Below are 17,900 nucleotides of genomic sequence, written 5' to 3'. Positions count from 1 at the left end.
AATGCAGAGCTATCAGGAATTTCTTGACTTAAGTGTTGGTTTTCCACAAGACGGATTCGATATCATCGATGACGAATTGTACTTCCACGATTTGAATTTGATGGAAATGATAGAAACGTATGGTACACCCCTACGTTTTACGTATCTACCAATAATCAGTAAAAAAAATCCAACAGGCGAAGATTTTATTTCAAACAGCCATGTTGAAATATAATTATCGTGGGTCTTATAAATACTGTTATTGTACTAAATCCTCGCATTTCAAACATATCGTAGAAGAAGCATTGAAGAATGATATCCACTTGGAAACATCTTCAGCTTTTGATATGCCTATGGATTGACGCTTTAGAGAGACAAGGTAAGGTAACGAAAGACATTACAGTGATCTGTAATGGATTCAAAACTTATCAATACAAACAATATATCGTCGATATGTTGCATGATGGGTTCCACAATATTATCCCAGTATTGGATAATAAAGAGGAATTTAACATGTATGATGATGAGGTGGAGCTATCGGAACCATGTAACTTAGGTATCCGTATTGCTGCTGAGGAAACAACCTGACTCCCAATTCTACACTTCTAGACTTGGAATCAGAATGGAAGATGTAATCGATTTTTATAACAGCAAAATCGTTGACAACCCTCACTTCAAAGTTAAACTTTTACACTTCTTTATTAATTCAGGTATTTCTGACACTCCTTATTATTGGAATGAATTGGAAAAATATGTGACCTTATATTGTAAGTTCAAGAAAATAAATCCTGATTTGGACACTTTGGATATTGGTGGCGGTATGCCATTCAAGGATTCACTGGTACATGATTTTGATTACGAATACATGGTTAATGAAATCGTAAACCGTATCAAACAAATCTGTGCACACCATGAAGTGGTTGAACCAGACATTATAACTGAATTTGGTAAATATACCGTAGCAGAAGCTTCAGGCATTTTGTACAAAGTATTAGGCAGAAAACAACAGAATGACCGTGAAAAATGGTTGATGTTGGACGGTTCATTTATTACAAACCTTCCAGATGTATGGGCATTGAACCAAAAATATATCTTACTTCCAATCAACAATTGGGATTCTGAATATGAACGTGTAAACTTAGGTGGAATAACTTGCGATGGTCAAGATTACTACAATCAAGAGGCCCACATGAACTCGGTTTTCATGCCAAAAACGCGTAAGGTTCAGTACTTAGGTTTTTTCCATACAGGGGCTTATCAAGAGGTATTGAGCGGGTACGGCGGTATTCACCACTGTTTGCTTCCTTCTCCAAAACATGTATTGATTCGTAGGAATAGAGACGAAACTTTTAACTATGAAGTTTTTTGGTGAAGAACAAAACTCAAAACAAGTAATGAAACTTTTAGGATATCAATAATATCTCCTTAAAAAAAATTAAAGCAGGCTAGAAAATTCTAACCTGCTTTTTTATTGGATACTACTCTTACAAATTATACTATGTTACCATGGAAATAATCTCTTCCCGCATTTCTTTGGGCAGCATCATAAATACTTCCATTTTGATTTTTGGTAAATAAGGATCATCTTTCTCCTGATAATCTATTTTGAACAAACTTTCATACCCTCCAATTAACCATTTTCCATCTTTCAATAAATAATCTGGATAGCGATTGTTAAGTCGCGAAACTATGGATTTAAGTAATTCATTATCGATGTTATTCATACACTATTTATTGGCACTGTTTATAGGGCAAATATAAACCAACAAATATTAACTAATTATTAATTTTTACCTATAATGATATATTTACTATATTTATTTAACTATTAATATCTTTTTAATAACTATTATTTTCAATTTTCTTACAATGAGATTACAGAGAATAGTGTAAATTGCACCTCACTAACATGAAAAAATTTATAAAGATATTTATGTATATAATTCTTGCCTTGATTATCGTAGTCGGCCTGGCAGTATATTTACTTTATCGATCAGACCAAATGGGAGCACTCGCCTCTGGAAATCGATTGCAGAAAATGGAACAAACAGCAACCTATAAGAATGGGGCATTTGACAACCTTGTTCCTACTCCTGCAATGAAAGAAGGAGTTAGCTTTACTTCAGTTTTATTCCAATTCTTCTTCGGAAAAGATAAAAGAAATGTTCCTTCGTCTCCACTACCCGTAGAAATTACAGATCTCAAAAATATTCCAATTAATGAAAATGTATATGTATGGTTTGGTCATTCCTCATACTATATGCAATTGGACGGAAAAAGGATTTTGGTGGATCCAGTTTTTTAATGGACATGCATCGCCAATCCCTGGAAGTGTAAAAGCTTTTAAAATGAGCCATAATTACACGGTAGATCAAATGCCTGACATCGATATCTTGGTTCTTACCCATGACCATTGGGATCACCTTGATTATCCGACGATCAAAAAATTGAAAGATCGTGTCAAAGACGTTGTTACCGGAATAGGTGTTGGAGCGCATTTAGAGAAATGGGGATATTCACCTGAACATGTGCATGAATTATATTGGGGCGAAAGCCTGGACTTGGATAGTTTGAAATTTACGGCAACTCCAGCAAGACATTTTTCAGGGAGATGGTTGAAGAGAAACACGAGCTTGTGGTCATCATTCGTCGTGCAGGCAGATTCATTAAAACTGTTTGTTGGTGGAGACTCCGGTTATGGTACCCATTTTAAGGAAATAGGTGAAAAATATGGACCTTTCGATTTAGCCATCCTCGAGAATGGCCAATACAATGAGAATTGGCAATACATCCATTTGATGCCTGAAGAAGCAATAACCGCTGCTACAGACCTACAAACCAAAATGCTAATACCTGTTCATAACTCAAAGTTCCCATTAGCAAATCATGCCTGGGATGAACCGATGATCAGGATCACAAAAGAAGCCAAAAGCAAAAACTTCCCTATCTGGACTCCAAAAATGGGTCAGATCATCAAACTAGATTCCGATAATGAAACTAAATACTGGTGGGAAGGAATTGAATAATTAATTCTTCTTTAAAATCATTCCATGATCAAAGCGAAGGCTATCGATATTTCTGAATATCACCTTTTCGCCAGTATCTTCAATTTCACCAAAGCCTTCAATCAAACCTTCAGGCACAATGCCAAAAACTGTTTCGCGTGTAGAGTTCATTCCTTCAGACATAAAACTATATTCTCCAACTAATAAAGAGTCTTTTATAACTCCACGAAAAGTGCCTGTATTGCGATCTTTCTCCTTAAAACTATAATTTAATGGACCAACTAAAGAATCATTTCGACTAGTGATATCCAACGTTATGGTGTCGCCATTTCCTACATAACTGTATTTACCTGCCAGTTCAGATGTTGTCCAGTCATTGCTATTTGAGGTCGTATTTTCAGATGTATTTTGGCTTGAATTGGATTGACAAGAGCTGAAACCTAATACGAAAAGGGAAACTGCTAATATGGATGATACGTTGTTCTTCATGATTTAATCTTGTTTTGTGTTATAACATTATAATATTACGTAAAGTTTCCGTAAAACTTAATAAATCTTCACAGGTGATCTAATCCCTGTAGATATAATATTGTAACTTTAGTGTACTATGAATATCTTAAATAAAGCTTTCGAAACAAATTATAATACTGCTCCATTTTCTAAAATCAGTAACGAGGATTATATCCCAGCCTTTCAAGAAGCAATTGCTGATACCAAAAAAGAAATTGAGGATATTGTCGGTAACGATCAAGCAGCTTCTTTTGAAAATACAATTGAAGCCCTATCTTTTTCCGGCCTACAATTAGACCGTATTTCAAATATATTTTTCAATCTTCATTCTGCTGAAACAAATGACGAAATAGAAAAAATGGCGGTCCAGATTGCTCCTATGCTGGCAGAGTTAAGTTCAGATATCACCCTTAATTATAATCTGTTCCTAAGGATCAAAGAAATCTATGATCAGAAGGATAACTTGACCCTATCTCCAGAACAAGATACGCTGCTTACCAAATACTACAGGGATTTTGTTCGTAATGGAGCTTTACTTGCAGACGACAAAAAGAAAGAACTCCGTGAAATTGATCAGGAAATGTCAGTCTTGAAATTGAATTTTGCAGAACACGTATTAGCAGAGACGAATGCTTATCGTCTGCACATTACAGAAAAAGCAAATTTAGATGGTCTTCCTGAAAATGTGGTGGAGGCTGCACACGAACTAGCAAAAGAAGAAGGAAAGGAAGGCTGGATCTTCACTTTGGATTATCCAAGCTATATCCCTTTTATGACTTATGCCAGCAATCGTGAATTAAGAAAGGAACTGGCTATTGCCGCCGGTAAAAAAGCTTTCCAAGATAATGAAAACAACAATGAAGAAGTCGTTCTCAAAATGGCTAATCTTCGACACAAGCGTGCAAAATTACTAGGATATGATTCACATGCTCATTTTAAATTGGAAGAACGAATGGCTCAAGATCCAAAGACAGTAAATTCGTTTTTGAATGACCTTTTATCAAAAGGAAAACCAGCGGCAATAAGAGAATTTGATGAACTATCAAAGTATGCGAAAGAAAAAGATGGTATTGATCATTTAGAAAAATGGGACGCTAGTTACTATTCTGAAAAACTAAAGCAAGAAAAGTTTAACCTTGATGATGAAAAATTAAGATCCTATTTTAAACTGGAAAATGTTTTAAATGGAGTATTTGAAATTGCTCATAGGCTTTACGGTCTAAATTTCAAGGAAATTCATAACATCGACAAATATCACCCTGAAGTTCAGACATTTGAAGTCAGCAATGAATCTGGTGAACTTGTTGCGATCTTTTATGCAGATTTCTTTCCTAGGAAAGGTAAAAGAAACGGTGCTTGGATGACTTCATATAAATCGCAGTATGAGAAAGATGGTCATAATGAAAGACCACACATTTCAATAGTCTGTAACTTCACGAGACCAACAGCTACAAAGCCATCCCTACTTACATTCAACGAGGTGACTACATTATTCCATGAGTTTGGTCACGCTCTGCATGGGATGTTGGCTGACACCGTATATCCTACCCTATCCGGAACATCAGTTTACTGGGATTTTGTGGAACTTCCAAGTCAGGTGATGGAAAACTGGTGTTATGAAGAAGATGCCTTGAAACTATTTGCAAAGCATTATGAAACTGGGGAAACTATTCCTATGGAATACATTGCCAAAATTAAAGAAAGTGCTTCATTCTTAGAAGGATTGGCAACCGTAAGGCAACTCAGCTTCGGGTTGTTGGACATGGGTTGGCATGGTCAGGACCCCAGCGCCATCAATAATGTGAAAGAATTTGAAAATGAACAGTTCAAAAGCACTCAGATATATCCTGATGTTAAGGAAAATGTGATGTCTACATCCTTTTCTCATATTTTTGATGGCGGATATTCATCGGGTTATTATTCATACAAATGGGCTGAAGTTTTGGATGCCGATGCATTTGATTATTTCAAACAAGAAGGAATCTTCAGCAAGGAAGTTGCAAAGAAGTTCAAAGACAATATTTTATCCAAAGGTGGTACTGAACATCCAATGAAATTGTACAAACAGTTCAGAGGTCATGAACCTTCAGTTGATCCACTATTAAAACGTGCTGGATTGATTTAATTCATTATAAATAATAAAAAAAAGGCTTAGATTAAATATCTAAGCCTTTTTGCATCTCTGCTTCAAATACGGAATCAATTTTCCAATTTGCTTTATCTTTTGAGGCATTTACCGCCAACTGATCACATCTTTCATTTAAGGGATGTCCGGCATGTCCTTTTACCCATACTAATTTTACTTTATGCAATTTGTAGGCATTCATGAGTCGTAGCCAAAGATCTTTATTCTTTTTTCCTTGAAATCCTTTTTGCATCCAGCCATAAACCCATTTTTTGTCAATAGCATCGATTACATATTTAGAATCAGAAAATATCGTTACTTGTTGATTGATATTCTTTAGGGCTTCAAGGCCTATGATAACTGCCAAAAGTTCCATCCTATTATTGGTAGTTTTTCTAAATCCACCTGAGAATTCTTTTTCAATTAATTTTCCTTGAAATTCAGGATTAGCTCCTTGATAAATGGCTCTTAATATGGTACCATATCCACCTGGCCCTGGATTTCCGCTCGATGCTCCGTCTGTATATAATTCAATCATTCCCGTAAAAATAAGGATTTATATGTCTTTCAATATGTATGAGAGCAGTTTTTAAGTAGGATCAGAGAATATTTTATATTTATCTCTCAGAAAATTAATAAGTCCAGAACTGACTATCACTATCGTAAGTCCTATTATACAACCCAGTCCTGTCGATAAAGCCCTATAGATTGGCGTATAATTCAATTGGGAATGATGCGGCTCAATCATAATGATCAAAAGTGCGACAATGGCTACCCTAGCCATATTCAAAATCTTAAAACCCCAACATAAAAAAATGGTGACCACGATCCCTACCATGACGGAATAAATTGATTTTGGCAATAACCAAACACATCCCATCGCGACAACGGAACCTACAAAATTGGATTTAAACCGTTCAATGGAAAGCCTTTTAGAGTCCTGCTCCTCCGGTGATATCACTAGGATTATAGATAACAATGCCCAAAACAATTCGAACTCTTTATAACTGCGATACAATAAATACCCAATTACAAAACCAATAAGGCATCGAATAATATATATTAATAAAGGCGAGGCAACGACACGTTTTATAAACCTCGTTGATTTACTGCTGGGGTCCATTTCTGCAAAAGTACAGCTTATAATTTTATAATTGAAATTATGTTCCTTTCCTTAAAATTATATGACGAAAAAGCACAAAAAAAGCACAGCTGATCAGCTGTGCTTTTATTATGAATTGTATTTTTAGTAACCTTCTCGTGAAAGTTCTTTTGCATTCTTTACCTTCTCATCCAACAACGCCAACTTCACAACTTCACGCATTTCTGTGACATAATGGAAATTTAGATCTTTTATATAATCTTCTTTATCTCCAAAATATCCTTTTGGTTAGACTTACTTAAAATGATGTCCTTTATGTTTGCTCTTTTTGCGGCCAAGATTTTCTCTTTTATACCACCAACAGGAAGTACCTTTCCTCTCAGAGTAATCTCTCCAGTCATTGCAAGCTTATTTTTCACCTTTCTTTGTGTGAATAATGAAGCCAAAGCAGTCAACATGGTTATACCTGCAGAAGGACCATCTTTAGGAGTTGCACCAGCTGGCACATGGATATTTACATCCCACTGATCAAAAACTTTGAAATCAATACCAAACTCATCAGAATGTGAACGAAGGTAAGCCATAGCAATAGATGCTGATTCTTTCATCACATCACCGAGATTACCCGTAAGACTTAATTTCCCTTTACCTGGACTCAAACTTGATTCGATAAATAAAATATCACCACCAACCGAAGTCCACGCAAGTCCAGTCACAACACCTGCGATGTCATTGTTTTCATAAAGATCCTTATCAAAGATTGGAGCCCCCAATATTTCTTCAATATCTGCGGCATCCAAACTAGGATTATAATCTGTTTCCATCACAATTCGAGTAGCTATTCCGCGTACTACAGATCCAATTTTTTTCTCTAAACCACGAACCCCAGATTCTCTAGTATATTCATCGATGATTTTCTCAATCATCTTCGGTTTTAAGGAGATATCTTTTGCTTGAATACCGTGCATCTCTCTTTGCTTAGGTAGCAAATGCTTTTGGCGATTTCAATTTTCTCCTCAATGGTATAACCATTAACTTCGATAATTTCCATACGATCCAACAATGCAGGTTGTACCCCATTCAAAGAGTTTGCTGTCGCAATAAACATGACTTTAGAAAGATCATACTCCATCTCTACATAATGATCATAGAAATGAGTATTTTGCTCAGGATCTAGTACTTCCAACAAAGCAGAAGATGGATCACCTTTGAAGTCAGAACCGATTTTATCGATTTCATCCAATACAAAAACAGGATTGGATGCTCCAGCTTTTTTCAAGGACTGAATGATACGGCCAGGCATTGCACCGATATATGTTTTACGGTGACCTCTTATTTCTGCTTCATCACGAATACCACCCAATGCCATTCTTGTATATTTTCTACCTAAAGCTTTGGCAATTGATTTTCCCAACGATGTTTTACCAACTCCTGGAGGGCCAACCAAACAAAGGATTGGTGCCTTCATGTCATTCTTCAACTTTAAAACAGCAAGGTATTCAACAATACGTTTCTTAACTTTTTCTAGACCATAATGGTCTTTGTCAAGAACCTTATCTGCTCTTTTCAGGTCAAAGTTATCTTTGGTATATTCACCCCACGGTAAATCCAGCAATAATTCTAAGTAGTTTAATTGTACAGAATAATCAGCAGCAGCAGGGTTTATTCTCGCCAATTTTTCCAATTCTTTTTGGAAATGTTTTCCTACCTCATCATTCCATTTTTTTGCCTTAGCACGTTTCTTCAGCTCTTCAATTTCAAGGTCTGGGGTACTACCTCCCAATTCCTCTTGAATCGTCTTCAATTGTTGACTCAGAAAATAATCACGTTGTTGTTTGTCTAAATCAACACGCACCTTATTTTGGATCTGGTTCTTCAGCTCCAACATTTGGATTTCTGTAGTCAGATGCTCCAATAATTGCTTAGCACGTTTGACGAAATCTTTAATCTCCAATAAAATCTTGCTTTTGCTCTAATTCTAAAGAAAGATTTGAAGATATAAAGTTCACCAAGAATGTGGGGCTTTCAATATTTTTAATTGCAATTCCCGCTTCGCTAGGCAAATTTGGCGACAATTGTATGATTTGCAATGCCAATTCTTTAACAGAAGAGATCAATGCTTTAAATTCCTTGCTGTTTGTTTTTGGTTTATCCTCAGGAAATTTCTCAACTTTTGCAATAATATAAGGTTCAGACTGTACCAGTTCCTTTAGTTTTGCTCTTTGCTTTCCTTGAATGATAACTGTAGTGTTACCGTCAGGCATCTGAAGGATTTTAATAATGTGTGCTACAGTTCCAACCTTATTTAATTGATCAAAGGTCGGGTCTTCAACGGTCATATCTTTTTGGGATACCACAGCAATAGTGCGGTCGCCTTTGTATGCGTCCTTAACCAATTTTATAGACTTATCACGTCCAACAGTAATCGGTATTACAACACCAGGAAATAATACGGTATTTCTTAATGGAAGGATCGGTAACTGATCCGGAATCTCTGCATTCCTCATCTCATCCTCGTCTTGCTGTGTCAGCAAGGGAAAGAATTCCGTTTCTTCGTTTATGATAGGTAATGTTTGATTAAAGTTGAATGAATCAAATTTGCTCATATAATGTTATCCAGGTTGCCGACATCTTGTCAGATTATCGACAATAATTTGTTTTAAATCTTGTGTTCCATTATAGTGCAAGCGGAGTGCCAAGTATAAATTTTGGTACATTTTATGCTAATATTGATTAATTGCTGTTAAATCGTCAGTAATCAGGCAATTCTTTGTCACCTAGGTGTACAGAAAATTGGTATGAAGTGAAGCATTTTGTGAAATGTGGAAATGTTTATAACTATTGATTGCTTGGTTAAACTATTTAACAGATTTTTACTCTATTAGTTGGAGTGTGATAAAAACAGAAAAACAACATAAAAATTCAGACATGAAATTAAATAACTTGAATACACAGATGAAGACGATTAAGATTGGGTTAGCTACTGTTGCTTTAGCACTAGCTACAATGGGTGCACAAGCACAAGAAAAACAACAACACAGTGATCCTAACGTTCGCGCTGGTGAAAAAGCACTTTTAGACGGTGATTTCAAAACTGCGGCTACTCAATTCGAAAAAGCATTACCTAATGCTGGAAATGAACCTGAAGTAGTGTATTTATTAGGTTACTCTCAATTCCAAAAATGGACAATACAAAAAAGCAATCGAAAACTTTACCAAAGTAATCTCTTTGGATCCTAAAAAATGTTTCTGCATATTATTATAAAGCAAAAGCTAATAACAATATGGCTGTAAACAAGGAATTGAAATTGAGCAACCAAGAGCGTGAAGCTTTATTGAAATCAGCAACTGCTGACTATACAAAAGCAATCACAATCAACGCAAATGATGCAAAATTATATCAAAACCGTGCAATCGCTTTCCGTGACTTGGGAATCTTGACAGGTACGAAAGGCGCTGCTAACTACAACAAAGCAACTGCAACGGATGCTTACAACAAAGCTATTACTGATTATGAGAAAGTGTTAACTTATGATGCTTCTCGTAAAGACATTCAAACTGAAGTTAAAAAAGCTACAGTATACCGTGATAACCTTAAATAAGGTTGATTATCATCAAACAAAAAAGCTCGCAATTGCGAGCTTTTTTGTTTTTAATTATTTTAAGAGGTTTTAAAATGCATCATTATAGTTTGTTTAAAAACTCCAAATAAGGAACTATGCTTTTTTCAACCCACTCTTTAGAACTGTTTAATTCAATACCGTAATATGCAAAGAATGGTCTATAATCTGCTTTTATATATTCAAAAGTCAACTCAAATGGGCGAAGCAGTTCTTCTAAAGTATATTTAATATCTTTCTGTAGACCCAAACTCATTTTCTTCTATTCCTACAGAAATTGCTAATGCAATTTTCTTGCCTTCTAACTGGTATCCACTCTTGCTTCCGTAAGCCCAGTTATAAGTCAAAACATTATCCAACCATTTTTTAAACAAAGGGGGACAATTAAACCAATAAAAAGGAAATTGGAAAACAATTTTTTCATATTGTTCTATCAATTTTTGCTCCGCCTTGATATCTATATTTTCGTTTGGATATACTTGATGCAACAAATGAATGTAAAATTTATCAGGATATTTCTGCAATGATTCTACCCATTTTTTATTTATTACCGAATTATTAAAATCAGGGTGAATTACAACTATTAATGTTTTCATTGGAAGATTTATCTGAAATTTACCGTTCTCTAATTATTTCATTTACGCCTTTGGTTTATGTTTACAGATGTTGAACTATAAATTTATAAACATTAAATCATTTTCAGACCATCTGTTTTTTATATTCTGAAGGACTCAGACCAGTATTTTTTTTAAATTGAGTGCTCAAATGAGCAACACTACTATATTGTAGCTGTGAAGCAATTTCTGCCAAAGTAGCTTCATAACTTAGCAATTCTTTAATTTTTTCAATCTTCAAACTAATCAAATATTTCTCGATACTTTCGCCCTGTGTTTCAGAAAACACGTTGCTTAAATAAGAATATTCCAAATTGAATCTTTCAGATAGAAATGATGAGGTTTTTTAAAGAATTTTCCTCTTTTGAATTCACCAATTCTTGCAATGCAATTTTAATTTCTTCGGCTAGTTTTTGCTTTCTCTCAATTAAGATTTCAAATCCAATTCCTTGAGCTCACGGCCAAATTGTAATAGTCTCTTCTTTTGACAACGAGCTCTTCAAATCTACTGACCCTATGTTAACCTCATTATATGGCACACCCATCCTATCCAAGATCTGTTCAACTGCCATAACACAGCGAGGACATACCATATTTTTGATGTTAATCTGCATAAATTAAAGGTACGGATAATTTGTGAGTTAGAAATTGACCTATGATAACTGTTAAAGTCATCTTAGTTCAATTTTTCCAGATCCATAAATGCAGATGGTAAGTAATCGATTAAGTCACCGGCGATTAAACTTATTTCACCAACCCACCCTTTAGCATAATCACCTGCTGCTCCATGGATAAATACGCCCAACACCGCAGCGTCTAAAGCATCATAGCCTTGTCCCAATAGACTTGTAATTACACCTGTCAACACATCACCGGTCCCTCCTGTTGCCATCCCCGCATTACCTGTAGAATTGAAAAATATTTCACCATTAGGATTTATGACAGCAGTATTTGCTCCCTTGATCACTAAAACCACCTGATATTCTCTGGTAAAATCTTTTGCCTTATTCAATTTATCTAAATCATTTTCCCACTCACCAATCAAGCGACTCAATTCCTTGGGGTGTGGTGTGAGAATTGAATTTTTAGGTAGAAATTTTAATAATTGTTCGTTTTCTGAAAGAATATTTAATGCATCAGCATCGAGCAGTAATTTGGTGTTTTCGTCCAAACTTTGCAGCCAAATGCCAAATCCACGAGAGGTTTCTTCATCCTTACCCATGCCTATTCCAACACCATAAGCTGAATAATCAAAACCTATGTTGAAATCCTTGATTTCTTCTTCGCCACTGTCCAACATGACCATAGCTTCAGGGAATCCAATCTGAAGAATATTATATCCACACCTAGGAATGTATGCCGTTATCAACCCACAGCCAGACCGAAGGGCAGCTTTTGAAGACATCAATACAGCACCCATTTTGCCAAACTACCCCCAATTAACGCAATATGACCATAGGTGCCTTTGTGTGAAAACCTAGAACGCGAACGAACAAGAATATCTAACATCTCAGACTCCACGTATTTATATTCAGTTTGCTGCTCCAATATCGAATTCTCGTTTAATCCAATATCCAGAATCTCGAAATCACCAACAAAAACTGCGTTATCAGGCAGTAATAATGACAGTTTAGGACATTGAAAGGTATATACCTTGGTTGCTCTTACGATGTTATCTTCAAATTTACCGGTAGATTCCAACATCAAACCAGAAGGCATATCAATAGACACTACTACACCTTGAAAATCATTCATTTGCGAGATAAACAGATGTCCATTCCTCTCCTAATGCTGTATTCAATCCATAGCCGAATAGACAATCAATTAAAAATCCTTCGATCGGAAAATCAAGATCATCCTTTAACCCAAAGAATTTGATATCATCGAGCTTTTCTTGATTTAAAAGGTTGTCCGGGGAATATTGATCCGCATACAATAACCTTACTTCTACATCATAACCAGATTCTCGCAATTGCCTCGCAATAGCCAATCCATCACCACCATTATTCCCTTTGCCACATACCACTACAATAGGCAATTCTTTTTATTAAATCTACAAAATCATTAAGGATGGCATAGATTGCTATACTTGAAGCTCGCTCCATTAATTCCCAAGAATTTATTCCTTCTTTTTGAATCGTTTCCTGGTCCACTATTCTGAGCTGCTCTGCATTTAGGATCTTCATAACAGTATAAAATATAAAAGCTCCTAAATTTAGGAGCTCTTAGTTTTATTTAACAACTGTTATATTTAAAAGTTTGTTAAAAACCTTTTAGAATTCTGATAGAATAATATCTTAATCATTACTCCTTTCGTAAGGCTTCTAGAGGGCGATTTATTTATTACAGCTAAGCTGTTGATTAAACCTACTATGACAGTTAGACCCACAATTAAAAATATCAGAATTAAAATCATAAGAATTGATGGCACAAACACACTTTCAAAGACAAAAATCGCCAATAAATAACTGGCAACAAGAGCTATTATAACGCCTGTCAATGCAGAAAGCAAACCAAGGAAAAGATATTCACTGATTGTAATTAAATAAATCTGTTTTCTACTAGCTCCTAACGTCCTCAATAATACATTTTCCCGAATCCTTTGGAATTTGCTGATTCGAACTGAAGAAATCAACACAATTATTCCTGTTAGAATGCTGAATGCACCCATAAATTGAATAATAAAACCAATTTTATCCAATATTTCTTGAAGCACTTTTAGAACAGCATTCATATCTATAACTGATACATTTGGAAAACTATTTACAATTTTTTGTTGAAATTTACTTGATTCAATTTCAGTGGGCACCTTGGTCATCATCAGATAAAATTGTGGAGCTTGGTCAATCGTACCTGAAGCAAATACAACCCTAAAGTTCGACTGAAACCTATTCCAATCTACTTGACGGATACTACTGACTTTTGCTGGAACAATTAATCCTTGGACATTGAATTCTAACCGATCCCCCACTTTTACCTTTATGTTTTCAGCATAACCTTTATCCAATGAAACCGATGCTGTATCATTTTTCCCCACTTTTCCTACAAATTTTCCTGAGGTAAGGCTTTCTGATGAGGTCAATGAGTCTCGGTATGTTGCTCTAATCTCACCTCTAAATGCACGGGAATTAACTTCATTGGTACTATCAGCAACTACATCTTTGAGGGTGGTTCCATTTACACTTTGCAATTGCATCGTCACAATTGGGACAGCTTCCAAAATTGGGTATCCTTCTGTATTTGCCAAACTCTTCAATTCATCAGCTTGTGATGGCTGAATATCAAACATCAACATGTTTGCTTGGCTCTGTTCCGATGAAATTCTAACGCGATTGATTAATAAATCCTGTACTAGGAACATGGTTGCTATTAATGCAGTTCCAAGGCCAATAGAAATCATCAAGATTACAGTTTGGTTGTTGGACGGTATAGATTTGACAATCCCTGTCTCCATAAATATGGCCATTTCTTTGGAAAATATTTTTTAACCAAGAAAGTAAATCCCTTGGCAACAGCATACAGCAATAAAAAAGTAATACCTACACCAACAACAAATATTAGGGTCTGTACCCAATCATCCATTTGAAGCCTAGCAAAACCGGTAATAAATCCTATAATCAACAAATAAATCCACCAACTGGCCTTATCCTTGAATAGGCTTTCTTCCTTGTCAGATACACGAATTGAGTTTAATGGTGAGATATTCCTGACAGCCATTAGAGGCAATAAAGCAAATAGAACAGCAATGACAACCCCTAAACCTATACCTTCCAGAATTGCCAACCATGAAACTCCCGTAGAAAGACTCACTGGCAGCACATCTTGCATAACAATTGGGATGATATATTGAATTAATGAACCCAATATTGCCCCAATGATTCCACCTAACAAACCGATTCCTGCAAACTGAATCAAAAAGATGTAAAATGCTTGTTTAGCAGTAGTCCCCAAACATCTCAATACCGCAACTGATATCAATTTTTCGCGAACATAAATCTGTACCGCACTTGAAACACCAATACATCCCAGCAATAAGGCTACAAAACCAACAAGCTCCATAAAACTAGCCATATCTTCGAAGGAACGACCCGTATTTTCCTTGGTTGTTTGAATTGTTGATGCTCTTAATTGGAGTTCAGTAATTCTATCTTCAAGTTCTTTTATTTTTTTGTCTACTTGAAAGTTCTTTGGAAGTTTAAAATAATAATGATATTCAATCCTACTTCCTGTTTGCTGCAGACCTGAATTTTCAAGTTGTTTAATTGGCACAAAAACAGAGGGCGCCATCGCACCTGCAATAGCAGCTTGACCAGGCTGTGAAAGTACATTCCCTAATATCAAATAACTATTGTTTCCCCAACTGTACCGAATCTTGCACCTTAGCATTAAATTGAAGAAGGAGAGAATTTTTCTACATATACACCCTTTTCTTTTCCAAATGCAGAAAAACTATTTTGGGGATTAGTTTCTACATTACCATAAAAAGGATATCCGCCTTCAATTGCTCTTACCTGTACTAAGCGCGACCCGTCAGCCTTGGAAACCTGATCATTGACATAAACCTTTCCTCTTTGGCAAAATCATCACTCAATGTTTTCAAAGAGTCTATGAATTTCATAGCTTCAGCATCAGGAAGCCTTCTGCTTTCGAGCTCAAGATCTGCCCCTATCAATTCAGCTGCTTGAGAATCTATATCCTTTTTTAAATTCATATTAAAGGAATTCATGGCGACCAAAGCCGCAATTCCCAAAATAATGGAAGATATAAAAAGGAATAACCTAGACCTATTTTTTCGGCTATCTCGCCAGGCCATTAAGAATAACCATTTCCAATTCATTGGATCTTCCCTCCTTTAATTGGAATTATCTTTTGTGTCTTGGCAGCCAAATCTAAATCATGAGTGACAATTACCAATGTTGTACCTGACTCCTTATTTAATTGAAAGAGCATATCCTCAATGATCAAGCTGGTTTCTGCATCGAGGTTTCCAGTGGGTTCATCAGCAAACAAGATCTTTGGCTTGTTGGCGAAGGCTCTAGCCAATGAAACTCGCTGTTGCTCCCCTCCAGACAATTGCGATGGATAGTGGTCTGCCCTTGCAGCCAATCCAACTCGGTCCAGCAAATCCATGGCTTCCTTTTGTCCATTTTTCACTCCTCTCAGTTCCATTGGGACTAAAACATTTTCTATCGCCGTTAAAGTGGGCAACAACTGAAAGTTTTGGAATACAAAACCAACATGTTCATTTTCGGACTTCGGCTAACTTATCCTCACTCAAACCACTCAGTTTGATTCCATTCAAAATAATGTCGCCTTCAGAACTTTGGTCTAGGCCAGCACATAAACCCAACAAGGTGGTCTTACCACTGCCAGATGGACCTACAATCGAAACCGTAGAACCCGTTTCAATCTCGAAATTAATATCATTTAATACAGGAATATTATTGTCTCCAATTTGATAGTTTTTGAAAACATGTTGTACTTGTAGAATCATAGTAGATGACATATCCAATAAATTTATATATTAATTTTTAATTAAATTAGCTTTATGAATCACATGAAGTCACTAATAATGACAGCAATTGCTGTTTTTTTTACTTGCATCTTGCAATAATTCGAATTCCACCCAAAATTCAGAGTCCAAAACAGATTCTACCAGTACAATAGACACTCCTCTAACGAATGAAAAAAAGATCCTGTTTTTTGGGAATAGTTTAACCGCTGGTTTAGGACTGGCAGATCAATCAGAAGCATTCCCCGCATTAATTCAACAGAAAATCGATTCATTAGGCTTACCTTATACTTGTATCAATGCCGGACTTAGCGGAGAAACTTCAGCAGGCGGAAAAGATCGAATCGAATGGTTATTAAAAGATTCTATTGATGTTTTTGTTTTGGAACTCGGCGCGAATGATGGGCTCCGAGGAATTTCACCAGAATCAACCTTTCAGAATCTAAATGAAATTGTAAATAAAGTAAAAGCAGCTTATCCAAACTGCAAACTTGTTTTGGCAGGAATGATGGTACCACCAAGTATGGGAGATCAATATTTTAAAGATTTCTCTGCAATATTTCCCAAACTAGCAAAAGAACAAAACATGACTTTGGTCCCATTCTTATTGGATAAAGTGGCAGGTATCCAAAACCTAAATCAAGCAGATGGGGTTCACCCTACCAAAGAAGGGCAGCATATATTGGCAGAAAATGTATGGGCACACCTAAAAGCTGTGCTATAATCCAGAAATAAAAACGGATGACTTAGTAAATTTGATTTACTAAGTCATCCGTTGTGCAAATAGCTATATTTTAATTAGCATAATTTCTTTGCTTACCAAATAAAAAATAAGCTTGTCCCAAAAGAGAAATTATTTGACCAAATACTTGTTGATGCAATTGAGTTATATCAACATGTGGGAATTGCTTGTCAAAATCAATCATCACGTCTGTTGAATCCTGAATCCCATCGGCATTCGAATCCCAATCCATCGAGATATAATATTTTACAGGTGCTCCTTCAACAATCTCAGGCTTGATTTTAGATACATGGTCAACAGGAATTTCAAACTCCACACTGAAAGGAATTTCATTGGTTTCAAATTCTACCTCATCTATAACTGTTGCTTCTACATCTGCAACATCTGCAGGAACAGCCAATAATTTAGCTTTACCTTTGTTATTTTGAATGGTAGAATCCATCGCTCCTGTAAATTCTACAGTCAACAGCTGTGGTCCTGCAACAGTCTCACCAGAACCTTTTAAACCGCAGCTTTGAAATAGTCATAGCCAACAGGCCAATTAACAATAATGAATTTTTCATAACTTAAATTATTTTATAGTTAAATATAATACAAAATTGTAATTATAAATAACTGAATTTTAAGTTTAACAGAAATTAAACATGGAGGTGGGATTTGAGATGTGAGATGTGAGTTGTGAGATGTGAGA

Annotated in this window: 22 protein-coding genes and 3 pseudogenes; 7 read left to right on the top strand and 18 right to left on the bottom strand. The window is 35.8% G+C overall.

Annotation, left to right across the window (positions count from 1 at the left end):
- Position 1 precedes the first annotated feature (1 nt).
- Positions 2 to 1,397: pseudogene (locus FGL31_RS08270) on the top strand (arginine decarboxylase).
- 78 nt (positions 1,398 to 1,475) lie between these two features.
- On the opposite strand, the gene FGL31_RS08265 reads toward FGL31_RS08270, so the two are convergent.
- Entirely contained in the window at positions 1,476 to 1,703 is a 228-nt protein-coding gene (locus FGL31_RS08265; protein ID WP_138090488.1) for a hypothetical protein, read from the bottom strand.
- Positions 1,704 to 1,888: 185 nt separating this feature from the next.
- Between FGL31_RS08265 and FGL31_RS25040 the strand changes: the two genes are divergently transcribed.
- Complete coding sequence (locus FGL31_RS25040) at positions 1,889 to 2,284, top strand: hypothetical protein (protein ID WP_232046418.1); 396 nt, start codon at positions 1,889 to 1,891, stop codon at positions 2,282 to 2,284.
- 43 nt (positions 2,285 to 2,327) lie between these two features.
- Entirely contained in the window at positions 2,328 to 3,005 is a 678-nt protein-coding gene (locus FGL31_RS25035) for an MBL fold metallo-hydrolase (RefSeq protein WP_232046417.1), read from the top strand.
- On the opposite strand, the gene FGL31_RS08255 is transcribed toward FGL31_RS25035, so the two are convergent.
- On the bottom strand, positions 3,006 to 3,473 hold the full coding sequence (locus FGL31_RS08255) for a hypothetical protein (protein ID WP_138090486.1): 468 nt from the start codon (positions 3,471 to 3,473) through the stop codon (positions 3,006 to 3,008).
- A gap of 118 nt (positions 3,474 to 3,591) precedes the next feature.
- Here FGL31_RS08255 and FGL31_RS08250 point away from each other — a divergent pair, with 118 nt between their 5' ends.
- Positions 3,592 to 5,619, top strand: a complete 2,028-nt coding sequence (locus FGL31_RS08250) for a M3 family metallopeptidase (RefSeq protein WP_138090484.1) — start codon at positions 3,592 to 3,594, stop codon at positions 5,617 to 5,619.
- A gap of 31 nt (positions 5,620 to 5,650) precedes the next feature.
- Here the strand turns inward: FGL31_RS08250 and FGL31_RS08245 are convergent, their stop codons facing one another.
- The 3 genes and pseudogenes from FGL31_RS08245 to lon form a co-directional block, all read right to left on the bottom strand.
- On the bottom strand, positions 5,651 to 6,157 hold the full coding sequence (locus FGL31_RS08245) for a ribonuclease H family protein (protein ID WP_138090482.1): 507 nt from the start codon (positions 6,155 to 6,157) through the stop codon (positions 5,651 to 5,653).
- A gap of 51 nt (positions 6,158 to 6,208) precedes the next feature.
- Positions 6,209 to 6,742, bottom strand: coding sequence for an FUSC family protein (locus FGL31_RS29775; protein ID WP_138090480.1), 534 nt, complete (start codon positions 6,740 to 6,742; stop codon positions 6,209 to 6,211).
- 123 nt (positions 6,743 to 6,865) lie between these two features.
- Positions 6,866 to 9,327: pseudogene (gene lon / locus FGL31_RS08235) on the bottom strand (endopeptidase La).
- 235 nt (positions 9,328 to 9,562) lie between these two features.
- Between lon and FGL31_RS25030 the strand changes: the two are divergent.
- Together FGL31_RS25030 and FGL31_RS25025 are read left to right on the top strand one after the other, a co-directional pair.
- The gene (locus tag FGL31_RS25030; protein WP_232046415.1) at positions 9,563 to 9,961 is read left to right on the top strand and encodes a hypothetical protein; all 399 of its coding nucleotides are present in this window, start codon (positions 9,563 to 9,565) and stop codon (positions 9,959 to 9,961) included.
- A 44-nt stretch (positions 9,962 to 10,005) separates the two neighbouring features.
- Positions 10,006 to 10,323: a hypothetical protein gene (locus FGL31_RS25025; protein WP_232046414.1), complete on the top strand. Its 318-nt coding sequence runs from the start codon at positions 10,006 to 10,008 to the stop codon at positions 10,321 to 10,323.
- Positions 10,324 to 10,405: 82 nt separating this feature from the next.
- On the opposite strand, the gene FGL31_RS25020 is transcribed toward FGL31_RS25025, so the two are convergent.
- The 12 genes and pseudogenes from FGL31_RS25020 to FGL31_RS30330 form a co-directional block, all read right to left on the bottom strand.
- Positions 10,406 to 10,591, bottom strand: a complete 186-nt coding sequence (locus FGL31_RS25020) for an NADPH-dependent FMN reductase family protein (RefSeq protein WP_232046413.1) — start codon at positions 10,589 to 10,591, stop codon at positions 10,406 to 10,408.
- Complete coding sequence (locus FGL31_RS08225; protein WP_232046412.1) at positions 10,569 to 10,937, bottom strand: NAD(P)H-dependent oxidoreductase; 369 nt, start codon at positions 10,935 to 10,937, stop codon at positions 10,569 to 10,571. Before FGL31_RS08225 ends, FGL31_RS25020 begins: the two co-directional genes overlap by 23 nt.
- Positions 10,938 to 11,040: 103 nt before the next feature.
- Positions 11,041 to 11,274: pseudogene (locus FGL31_RS08220) on the bottom strand (helix-turn-helix domain-containing protein); the annotation flags it as partial.
- A gap of 357 nt (positions 11,275 to 11,631) precedes the next feature.
- Positions 11,632 to 12,375 (bottom strand): NAD(P)H-hydrate dehydratase, encoded by a 744-nt coding sequence (locus tag FGL31_RS08215; protein ID WP_138090476.1) that lies wholly within the window; start codon positions 12,373 to 12,375, stop codon positions 11,632 to 11,634.
- Positions 12,360 to 12,710, bottom strand: a complete 351-nt coding sequence (locus tag FGL31_RS27665; RefSeq protein WP_138090474.1) for an NAD(P)H-hydrate epimerase — start codon at positions 12,708 to 12,710, stop codon at positions 12,360 to 12,362. The genes FGL31_RS08215 and FGL31_RS27665 overlap by 16 nt, the downstream gene beginning before the upstream one ends.
- Positions 12,703 to 12,993, bottom strand: a complete 291-nt coding sequence (locus FGL31_RS27660) for an NAD(P)H-hydrate epimerase (protein ID WP_138090472.1) — start codon at positions 12,991 to 12,993, stop codon at positions 12,703 to 12,705. Before FGL31_RS27660 ends, FGL31_RS27665 begins: the two co-directional genes overlap by 8 nt.
- Positions 12,959 to 13,141: a hypothetical protein gene (locus FGL31_RS08200; protein WP_138090470.1), complete on the bottom strand. Its 183-nt coding sequence runs from the start codon at positions 13,139 to 13,141 to the stop codon at positions 12,959 to 12,961. Before FGL31_RS08200 ends, FGL31_RS27660 begins: the two co-directional genes overlap by 35 nt.
- 65 nt (positions 13,142 to 13,206) lie before the next feature.
- The gene (locus FGL31_RS23280) at positions 13,207 to 14,409 is read right to left on the bottom strand and encodes an ABC transporter permease (protein WP_197734143.1); all 1,203 of its coding nucleotides are present in this window, start codon (positions 14,407 to 14,409) and stop codon (positions 13,207 to 13,209) included.
- On the bottom strand, positions 14,361 to 15,296 hold the full coding sequence (locus FGL31_RS23275; RefSeq protein ID WP_197734142.1) for an ABC transporter permease: 936 nt from the start codon (positions 15,294 to 15,296) through the stop codon (positions 14,361 to 14,363). The genes FGL31_RS23280 and FGL31_RS23275 overlap by 49 nt, the downstream gene beginning before the upstream one ends.
- Before the next feature lie 175 nt (positions 15,297 to 15,471).
- Positions 15,472 to 15,666: a hypothetical protein gene (locus FGL31_RS23270; RefSeq protein ID WP_197734141.1), complete on the bottom strand. Its 195-nt coding sequence runs from the start codon at positions 15,664 to 15,666 to the stop codon at positions 15,472 to 15,474.
- A gap of 122 nt (positions 15,667 to 15,788) precedes the next feature.
- Complete coding sequence (locus tag FGL31_RS30335; RefSeq protein WP_262709065.1) at positions 15,789 to 16,163, bottom strand: ABC transporter ATP-binding protein; 375 nt, start codon at positions 16,161 to 16,163, stop codon at positions 15,789 to 15,791.
- 34 nt (positions 16,164 to 16,197) lie between these two features.
- On the bottom strand, positions 16,198 to 16,461 hold the full coding sequence (locus FGL31_RS30330; protein WP_262709064.1) for an ATP-binding cassette domain-containing protein: 264 nt from the start codon (positions 16,459 to 16,461) through the stop codon (positions 16,198 to 16,200).
- A 76-nt stretch (positions 16,462 to 16,537) separates the two neighbouring features.
- Here FGL31_RS30330 and FGL31_RS08185 point away from each other — a divergent pair, with 76 nt between their 5' ends.
- Positions 16,538 to 17,191 carry an arylesterase gene (locus tag FGL31_RS08185; RefSeq protein ID WP_197734140.1) on the top strand — a complete coding sequence of 218 codons (654 nt, stop codon included), beginning with the start codon at positions 16,538 to 16,540 and terminating at the stop codon, positions 17,189 to 17,191.
- Positions 17,192 to 17,261: 70 nt separating this feature from the next.
- On the opposite strand, the gene FGL31_RS08180 is transcribed toward FGL31_RS08185, so the two are convergent.
- Positions 17,262 to 17,675 carry a hypothetical protein gene (locus tag FGL31_RS08180; protein WP_138090468.1) on the bottom strand — a complete coding sequence of 138 codons (414 nt, stop codon included), beginning with the start codon at positions 17,673 to 17,675 and terminating at the stop codon, positions 17,262 to 17,264.
- Positions 17,676 to 17,900 lie beyond the last annotated feature (225 nt).

Source organism: Sphingobacterium daejeonense (assembly GCF_901472535.1).
Classification (GTDB): Bacteria; Bacteroidota; Bacteroidia; order Sphingobacteriales; family Sphingobacteriaceae; genus Sphingobacterium; species Sphingobacterium daejeonense.
The sequence above is the reverse complement of the archived record's forward strand: the minus strand, read 5'-3'. Positions and strand labels throughout refer to the sequence as shown.

Coding starts and splice junctions, on each gene's coding strand:
- FGL31_RS25025 (WP_232046414.1), top strand. CDS start 10,006: ATGGCTGTAAACAAGGAATTGAAATTGAGCAACCAAGAGCGTGAAGCT.
- FGL31_RS08265 (WP_138090488.1), bottom strand. CDS start 1,703: ATGAATAACATCGATAATGAATTACTTAAATCCATAGTTTCGCGACTT.
- FGL31_RS08250 (WP_138090484.1), top strand. CDS start 3,592: ATGAATATCTTAAATAAAGCTTTCGAAACAAATTATAATACTGCTCCA.
- FGL31_RS08200 (WP_138090470.1), bottom strand. CDS start 13,141: ATGAAGATCCTAAATGCAGAGCAGCTCAGAATAGTGGACCAGGAAACG.
- FGL31_RS27665 (WP_138090474.1), bottom strand. CDS start 12,710: ATGAATGATTTTCAAGGTGTAGTAGTGTCTATTGATATGCCTTCTGGT.
- FGL31_RS29775 (WP_138090480.1), bottom strand. CDS start 6,742: ATGGACCCCAGCAGTAAATCAACGAGGTTTATAAAACGTGTCGTTGCC.
- FGL31_RS08215 (WP_138090476.1), bottom strand. CDS start 12,375: ATGGGTGCTGTATTGATGTCTTCAAAAGCTGCCCTTCGGTCTGGCTGT.
- FGL31_RS25035 (WP_232046417.1), top strand. CDS start 2,328: ATGAGCCATAATTACACGGTAGATCAAATGCCTGACATCGATATCTTG.
- FGL31_RS23270 (WP_197734141.1), bottom strand. CDS start 15,666: ATGAATTTAAAAAAGGATATAGATTCTCAAGCAGCTGAATTGATAGGG.
- FGL31_RS08255 (WP_138090486.1), bottom strand. CDS start 3,473: ATGAAGAACAACGTATCATCCATATTAGCAGTTTCCCTTTTCGTATTA.
- FGL31_RS08245 (WP_138090482.1), bottom strand. CDS start 6,157: ATGATTGAATTATATACAGACGGAGCATCGAGCGGAAATCCAGGGCCA.
- FGL31_RS23280 (WP_197734143.1), bottom strand. CDS start 14,409: ATGGAGACAGGGATTGTCAAATCTATACCGTCCAACAACCAAACTGTA.
- FGL31_RS08225 (WP_232046412.1), bottom strand. CDS start 10,937: ATGAAAACATTAATAGTTGTAATTCACCCTGATTTTAATAATTCGGTA.
- FGL31_RS25040 (WP_232046418.1), top strand. CDS start 1,889: ATGAAAAAATTTATAAAGATATTTATGTATATAATTCTTGCCTTGATT.
- FGL31_RS30330 (WP_262709064.1), bottom strand. CDS start 16,461: ATGTCATCTACTATGATTCTACAAGTACAACATGTTTTCAAAAACTAT.